This window comes from Capnocytophaga sp. CM59 (assembly GCF_000293175.1).
Classification (GTDB): domain Bacteria; phylum Bacteroidota; class Bacteroidia; order Flavobacteriales; family Flavobacteriaceae; genus Capnocytophaga; species Capnocytophaga granulosa.
The window spans coordinates 60,383-68,219 of sequence record NZ_ALNN01000068.1 but is presented as its reverse complement, the minus strand read 5'-3'; the positions used below and the strand labels follow the sequence as shown (position 1 = coordinate 68,219).

The 7,837-nt window shown below is 43.7% G+C and carries 3 protein-coding genes; 2 read left to right on the top strand and 1 reads right to left on the bottom strand.

Translation table 11 applies throughout. From position 1 onward, the window contains the following. Window positions 1–240: 240 nt before the first annotated feature. Both HMPREF1154_RS12555 and HMPREF1154_RS12550 read left to right on the top strand, forming a co-directional pair. Window positions 241–1,959, top strand: a complete 1,719-nt coding sequence (locus tag HMPREF1154_RS12555) for a M23 family metallopeptidase (protein WP_009642979.1) — start codon at window positions 241–243, stop codon at window positions 1,957–1,959. A gap of 199 nt (window positions 1,960–2,158) precedes the next feature. Beyond that, window positions 2,159–5,926 (top strand): reprolysin-like metallopeptidase, encoded by a 3,768-nt coding sequence (locus HMPREF1154_RS12550; protein WP_009642960.1) that lies wholly within the window; start codon window positions 2,159–2,161, stop codon window positions 5,924–5,926. A 13-nt stretch (window positions 5,927–5,939) separates the two neighbouring features. On the opposite strand, the gene htpG is transcribed toward HMPREF1154_RS12550, so the two are convergent. Then, entirely contained in the window at window positions 5,940–7,829 is a 1,890-nt protein-coding gene (gene htpG, locus HMPREF1154_RS12545) for a molecular chaperone HtpG (protein ID WP_034567529.1), read from the bottom strand. Between the last annotated feature and the right edge of the window lie 8 nt (window positions 7,830–7,837).

The following is a 7,837-nucleotide window of genomic DNA, read 5'->3' as shown; positions in this document are numbered from 1 at the left end:
GTTAAAAATATCTGTATAATCTAATTCGTTAAGACGCAATAGATTGCGTCTCTACAGATAACTATGCTCATCAGGAGTTGTCTTAGCCAGCGTTAGGGTAGAGACGCAATTTATTGCGTCTTAGAAAGTTAGCAAATAATATTTTAACTATTGATCCGAATTACATTTCTATAATAATAGTAAAACCCTTGAAAAACATATAGATTCTCTTAAACAACTAACGACTAACAACTAACAATTATGCTAAGGTTTCTTATTGCATTTTTTTCTTTTTCTCTTTTCTATGCCCAACAGCAGGCAGCCTCACAAAGGGAGTTCCCTAAGGATTATTTCGGCTCACCTTTGGATATTCCGCTTTCCTATGCAGGGAATTTCTGCGAATTGCGCCCCAACCACTTCCATGGAGGTTTAGATATCAAAACCGATGGCAAGGAGGGTCTCAAGGTATATGCCGCTGCGGAGGGCTTTGTCTCTTGTATCAAAGTGAGCACTTACGGCTATGGCAAGGTGATGTATATAGATCACCCCAATGGCTATACTACTGTGTATGCACACTTGCAGAAGTTTGCTCCTGAAATAGAGAAATTTGTCAAGGAACGCCAGTATCTGTTGGAGAAATACGATGTAGAAATAGAGTTCAAACCCACCGACTTTCCTGTCAAAAAAGGCGATTGGGTAGCTCTTAGTGGGAATACAGGCGGCAGCGCTGGCCCTCACCTGCACTACGAGATACGGGATACACAAACTACCAATGCCTACAATCCTTTACTCTTCGGCTATCCTAATGAAGATGATATAGCTCCCTTGGTATATAAGTTTGTGGCCTATCCCATAGGAGAGGAGTCCGCTATTGAGGGTATACAAGAGGAGCGCAATGTACTCTTGGGCAAGGATAAGAATACGGACGAATACCTTACTTCCAAGATTACGGCTCAAGGGCGTATAGGCTTGGGCGTATATACCTTGGATAAGATGACAGGCACTCGCAACTCCTATGGGGTGTACAAGATTTCCCTATGGGTCAATGGCAGTGAGAAGCTCTCTTATACCTTTGACGAACTTATAAAGGGTGAAGACCCTTATCTGAATACCCTTATTGACTACCCCCTATATGTAAAAACAGGAGCAAGGGTGCAGCACTTATACAGGGAACCTCAGAATAAGCTCTCTATCTACACCACTCCACAGGAAAGTGATGGAATTATCCAAGTGGAGGACGGTATGACCTACCTTGTAGAGGTCAAAATAGAGGATTTTAATAGAAACACGACCACTCTCAACCTTACTATAGAGGGTAAAAAAGAGCCTATCACAGGCCTTCGTCCAGAAAACAAGGGAACACCTCTTGTTGCTAAGCGCGATAATATGTATAAAACGGAAAACATGTCCGTATATATCCCCGAAGATACCTTTTTCCAAGATACTTTTATTGAAGTAAAACAAAATGGGGATACACTTTCTGTCTTGGCGCCTACCCAACCTCTCAAAAATCAATACAATATTGTATTTGATGCTTCCAAATATACCCAAGCACAACTTCCTTATGTATGTGTTGCCTCTGTAAAGGGTAAAAATTCTAAGAAATATTACCAATACACCTATCGTAAGGACAATATTGTTTCGGCTAAGGTGAAGACTTTAGGGCGTTTTGTATTGACAACCGATACAAAAGCGCCTGTGATAAAGCCACTCAACTTTTCTAAGGTAAAGAATAATATTGCTAAACTCGACAAACTTAAGGTGAGTGTTACTGATGATTTCAGTGGTATAGGCAAATTCTCTGCTACAATCAATGGCAAATGGGTGCTTATGGAGTATGAGCATAAGGATAAGACACTCACATTTACCCTTGCTGACCGCTATTTCACCACCGATGAGGACTATACTTTTGAACTTGCCGTTGCCGACAAAGTGGGCAACGAAAGTGTTCTTACCATTCCTTTGATGTATAAACCCTAATTTAGTGACTAATGACAAGTGACTAATGACAAGTGACTAATGACAAGTGACAAGTGATTAGTGACAAACGAATTGTGCCTTACATGATTAAATGCTTTGATTTCTTGCTCTTTATGTAAATTAAGAATAAAAAATTAAAAGTTATTAGGTTTGTTTAGTAAAAAATCGTAAATTAGCACCTCAATAATCTTCTTTTGAGATGAAAGCAATCTTACGCTGCTTATGTCTTCTTATAGGCATACAAGTAGTTCAGGCACAGGACAATCTGCAAGCGATATATGCACACTTTGCCTCCTCTTCAGTAGAGTGGTCTATTACACTTCCTCATATGAGGGAGCCGCTCCCTATCCATTGGCAAGAACGCCAAGGGGCTTTCAACAGCAAGGGGTATCGCTCCTTTGTAGGCTACCATACAGATGCCTTTGTAGGTACCCTTACGCTGAGTGAGCAAACACTCTTTGGAGAAATCCTCTACGGAGGGAAGGCCTATGTACTGACGGTTTCTGATAAGGGAGTGCTACAGCTCACCCAAGAGCGAAAAACACGTTGTGGAGCAGTAGCTATTCAAAAGAGAAATACGCCTAAGGCCAGCCGTGGAGTGGGTTTCCGCAATATGTTTCCTGAAAGTGATGAGGACAAAAACGATCCTCCTATCACCCAACCCAAGCCGTATAACTTGCTCTACCCCAATAGCTTAATTCATACCGATGGGGTATGGCGTGAGTATCGCCTTGCCCTGCCTGTGGATTATAGCTACTACGCCATGAAGAAACCTTTCAATGGGGATAAGGCTAAGATAAGGGCTTTTTGGTATGCCACAGAAACTTTCCTTAACGAACTCTATGGCAATGATATAGGGGTTCATTTTAAACTGATAGACGATGACCAATTGATCTTCACTTCTCTCAAAGATGCTCTTTTCCCTAATATACAAGGGGGAAATGAAGTGGTTAATAATGGTACTATTGTCTTTAACAAAAAATACGACCCAAAGAAATACGATTTGGCAGTCATTCTAACCGATTTTAAGGAGCGTTACAATGGTTTAGCCGCTGTATATGCAGCCTATCAGGAGCATCAGAAGGCTTGCGCTGCCGCTCGTCCCGTTGGCCCCTCTACCATAGCGCATGAGATAGGGCACATGTTCGGTGCTGACCACACGTTCTCTAACGGAGGAGAATATTCTGAGAAGACAGAAACCGATAGTGGACAGTCTATCATGAGCTATGGTCATGAGTATCCTCGTGATTTCTTCTCCTTGATCAGTGTTCAGATTATTCGCGCTTTCTTGGGCAATTCCATGGCCTACTATGCCGATAGAGCCTATACCCAGGAAAGGGGAAAGAGGGTAGAGGGAACAGGAAGTAATCTAGTATATGGGGTTAAGACACAGAATAGGCCGCCTTCCTTGGAGCGCGCACGCCTCAAACAGGAATATGTAATACCTCAAAACACCTATTTCCAGTTCTACCTAACAGCTACTGATCCCGAAGGGGACGCGCTTACTTATATGGCGCATCCTGCCGATAGGCGCTTCCATTCTTCTAGGTCTAATGCACAGTTCCTCACTTATAAGGGTACAGCAAGCAATCATATCCGCTTCCAAGAGGAATGGTTTGAGGTAGAACGCAATACCTTTGCAGTGGCCAAGGGTACGGTCTCCTATCACCCTGGTACTTTTACCTTTTGGTTGGGGGTAGCCGATCATAACAAGAGTGATCCTCACCATGTTCCCCAGTATGATGTAGTGGAAACTAAGGTGAAAATCGTAAAAGGCAAACCCTTTGAGATACAGGGTTTTGACAATGGCGCCAAGTACAAGCCCAATAAGGTGTATCATGCAGGTGATCGTCTTACACTTCGCTGGCAAGTGGATACAGATATTTTCTCACCACAGAGCAAAGTGCGTATCCTCCTCTCTGATGATTCAGGTAAGACCTATAAGTATGTCCTAGTGGGGGAAGCACCCAATAATGGTACTTGTGAGATTACCCTTCCCAATGTAGCCATTGGTACCACGCATGGCTACTTTGGCAATCCCAAGGGGCAGGGAATCATCAAGGTAGAAGTGATTGACGGCTTAGCTTATGCCCTCTCTACAAAATCACCTTATAAGGACGGAGGGTTTATCCTAGAGAAAGATAATAAAGCGCCAGCACCACTACAATTTGTTGCCGCTACCTTACCTAAGGATATTTCAGTTAGGACAGAAGCGAACGTTCCTGCCGTGCAGTTGCCTACTGCTACAGGGGGGTGTACAACGCCTGTGGTAAGCTACCAAGATCACCGCAATACTACTGACTATGCACCCAATACAGCCATAGAACGTACTTTCAGGGCGGAGGATAGTTGTGGTAACTATATCACTCATACCCAACTGATACTCATAGGGGAGAACAAGATAAGTTTTCCTACCTCTAAGCCTGAAGGGGGAGAAACCCCTGTGCCCCAGCCACAACCTAAACCTAAACCAGCACCTTTGGCTTTTGTAAGCGGCTCTCTTCCTCCGCAGCAACTTACAGTTGCTTGTAGGGAGGCTATTGCTGCTCCCGCCACTATAGCCTTACAAGGGGGGTGTGGGGTCATTACCGAAAGGGTGCAACAGCAGTCAGTGTCAGTAGCCGAGGCTTGTTATGCCCTTAAGCGAACCTATACCTTTACAGATGAGTGCCAAAACCAACTGACTTTTGAACAGACAATTAGGGTTAAGGACGAGCAACCTCCTGTCTTTGTGGAATCTTTGCCTAAGGACTTAACCATAGAGGAAGGAACCCCTATACCTGCTCAGGCTACCCTTACGGCTACTGATAATTGTCAAGGGGTAAAGGTAACTACCTATCAGCAGCAACAACTTAAGGAAGGAAAGCTTGCTAAGGTGATTTACCAATGGGTAGCTACTGACAATTGTGGGAATAGAACCACTCATATACAGGCGATTACCATTACCCCCAGAGAACCCCTTAGGTTTCTGACAACAGACTTTCCCAAGGATATAGAGCAGCCTTGTGCTGTGGCACTCCCTCAGGCAGTGACACTACAAACCAAGGGGGGATGTCCTCCTATTACGCTCACTCATGAGGATATAAAACAACAAGGTTATTGTCCTCATTCCTATACGATTATGCGTATGTATACTGCCACAGATCGCTGTGGTACAGCTATACACTATACCCAACTGATAAAGGTAGTGGATAATACTCCTCCTGCTTTTGTAGGTACACTTCCACAAGATAGAAGTATAGAGGAAGGCACCCCTCTACCAGCCCAACAAACCCTTACCGCAACCGATGATTGTGGAGAGGCAACCGTTACATTCCAAAAAACAGAAGTAAAAGGTACTCCTGCCAAAGTATTATACCAATGGATAGCCACTGATGCTTGTGGTAACAAGGCTACCCATACCCAGACCATCACTCTGGTTCCTAAACCTAAACCAGCGCCGAAACCTGAGCCAGCACCTAAGCCTGAGCCCAAACCAACACCTAAGCCTGAGTCCAGACCCGACCCAGCGCCAGCACCAAAACCTGAGCCAACACCAACACCAGAGCCAACACCAACACCAGAGCCGAAACCTGAACCCGCACCAGCGCCAACACCGAAACCAGCGCCTAAGCCGAAACCTGAACCAACACCTGAGCCGCTACCTATTCCAGATAGAGTAGAAGAGTCTAAGCAGATACAAGTGTATAATGGTGTTTCTGCTGAAAGTGGTTCAGAAAACTATTTTAAAGTGGAAAATACAGATCCTAATACGCCTATTGAGGTGATAATATTCAATGAAATGGGACTTATTGTATACGAAAGTGACCATTACCAGGCTCAAGGAGACTTATTTACAGGGTATGCTAATGTAAAAGGCGTTGTCGCCAGTGGACAACGCCTCCCATCAGGTACTTATTTCTATGTACTTTCCTATACCCACAGCGGGAAACAGGAAACAAAGAAAGGATTCCTCTATTTAAGGTAAAGGAGAATGTTTATTATTTGTCACTTGTCATTAAGTTGAAGCTACGCTTAACAAAGGCTGTCAGCGCTTCCCCCTTGAGCAGACCTTGAGATAGGCGTGCCAAGTCAAAGGACTGACTGATAAGCGCCTTACGTGCAGCCTCATCAGTAGTGGAGAGGATTTGACCAGCTAAGGCACTATTGGTATTTACTACCAAATTGTACATCTCAGGGAAACCTCCAAAGCCCATGCCTCCGCCTACTGCTTGCATCTCTTTCATACGACGAATGAATTCGGGTTGGGTGATGCGGAAAGGAGTCGCTTCGCTATCCAAGGCTTCTGGTTGTACCGTATAGGCGGTATTCTCTATAGCAGTGGTTACAAAGTCCTTGAGCTTTTCGGTTTCCTCCTCAGAAAGCTTGGAGATCTGAGTATCCTCTTTCTTGATAAGGTTCTCTATAGAATCGGCATCTACACGAGTAAAGGATATTTTCTCTTGGCTGCTTTCCAATTTTTGGATCAGGTGAGAGACCAGAGGGGAGTCCAAAAGGAGTACTTCATAGCCTTTGGCTTCTGCTTCAGCGATATAGCTGTGTTGGGCTTCTTTGTTTTGAGCATAAAGAATGATTGTCTGCTCGTCCTTATTGGTTTGTAGCGGTTTTATCTTTTCTAAAAGCTCTTCAAAGGTATAGTATTTGTCATTTACGGTAGGGTATAGCGCAAATTTCTGTGCTTTCTCAAAGAATTTTTCTTCGGAGAGCATACCGTATTCTATCACGATTTTGATATCATTCCATTTCTTTTCAAAATCCTCGCGGTTTTCTTTGAAAAGAGATTGAAGTTTATCGGCTACCTTACGAGTTACATAGCTGGAGATCTTCTTTACATTTCCATCGGCTTGGAGGTAGGAACGAGAGACATTTAGCGGAATATCGGGAGAGTCTATCACCCCACGCAAGAGGGTCAAGAACTCAGGAACAATACCTTCCACATTGTCGGTTACAAAGACCTGGTTCTGATAGAGCTGGATTCTGTCCTTTTGCAATTGCAAGTCATTGCTTAGCTTAGGGAAATAGAGAATCCCTGTAAGATGGAAAGGATAATCTACATTCAGGTGAATGCTGAACATAGGATCCTCATATTGAGTAGGATAGAGTTCATGATAGAACGCCTTGTAATCCTCATCGGTAAGCTCTGAAGGCTGTTTAGTCCAAGCAGGGTTAGGGTTATTGATGATATTATCTACCTCCTTATACGCTGTTTTATAGTCCTCAGGGGCATTTTCAGGTCGAGGAAGGGCTTCCTTGCGCATGCCTAGCTTGATAGGGATAGGCATAAATTTGTTATATTTTACAAGAAGTTGGCGTATCTTGCTCTCTTCCAAGAACTCTGTGGAGTCTTCGGCTATATGGAGGATAATTTCGGTACCATGTCCTTCTTTCTCGATAGGTTCTATACTGTAGGCTGGAGAGCCATCACACTCCCAGCGTACGGCTTGTGCTCCTTCTTGGTAAGAACGGGTTAGGATTTCAACCTTATCGGCCACCATAAAAGCCGAATAGAAGCCCAAACCGAAATGCCCAATGATACCTGCATCTTTGACTGAGTCCTTGTATTTGTTAAGGAACTCTTCAGCTCCTGAGAAAGCGATTTGGTTGATATATTTTTCCACCTCTTCTTCGGTCATTCCAATACCTTGGTCGGTGATATGTATTTTTTTTCCTTCTTTATCCACCTTTACCTCAATAAGAGGGTTGCCATAAGGTACTTTAGCTTCGCCAATTTGGCAAAGGTGCTTGAGCTTAAGAGTAGCATCGGTAGCATTGGAGATCAGCTCACGAAGGAAAATCTCGTGGTCGCTATATAGAAATTTCTTAATAAGTGGAAAAATGTTTTCCACAGAAACATTTATTTGTCCTTTCATACGTGCTT

Excerpts from the sequence above, each read along its gene's own strand:
- HMPREF1154_RS12550 (WP_009642960.1), top strand. The coding sequence starts at position 2,159 with ATGAAAGCAATCTTACGCTGCTTATGTCTTCTTATAGGCATACAAGTA.
- HMPREF1154_RS12555 (WP_009642979.1), top strand. The coding sequence starts at position 241 with ATGCTAAGGTTTCTTATTGCATTTTTTTCTTTTTCTCTTTTCTATGCC.
- htpG (WP_034567529.1), bottom strand. The coding sequence starts at position 7,829 with ATGAAAGGACAAATAAATGTTTCTGTGGAAAACATTTTTCCACTTATT.